Below are 275 nucleotides of genomic sequence, written 5' to 3'. Positions count from 1 at the left end.
CTTGCAGCTGATTTCTTTCTCTAATAATTTTATATGAACGGTGACGGTCGGCTGAGATAAAAAAAGCGTTTCCGCCGTTTTTCTGAAATTCTCATATTTTGCCGCGGTGACGAAGGTGTGAAGCCATTTAAAATCCATAGATGCACTCCTCTGATTAAAAGTTTTAATTAATTCCCTTAAAAATATTCATTATTTTTTAAATATTATATTTACTATAATAACAGAAAGAGGATAAGGGGGAATGAAATTGATTTATCGTGGATTGAAAGGGATTA

Annotated in this window: 1 protein-coding gene; it reads right to left on the bottom strand. The window is 32.4% G+C overall.

The window, feature by feature from the left end; all coding sequences use genetic code 11:
* On the bottom strand, positions 1–138 hold a 138-nt coding region (locus R0K30_RS21845), incomplete at its 3' end, for a LysR family transcriptional regulator (protein WP_410612925.1).
* Positions 139–275: the final 137 nt, after the last annotated feature.

The sequence above is a fragment of the Bacillus sp. SIMBA_154 genome (assembly GCF_046536015.1).
GTDB classification, from domain to species: domain Bacteria; phylum Bacillota; class Bacilli; order Bacillales; family Bacillaceae; genus Bacillus; species Bacillus pumilus_P.
This window is presented reverse-complemented; position numbering and strand designations above follow the sequence as displayed.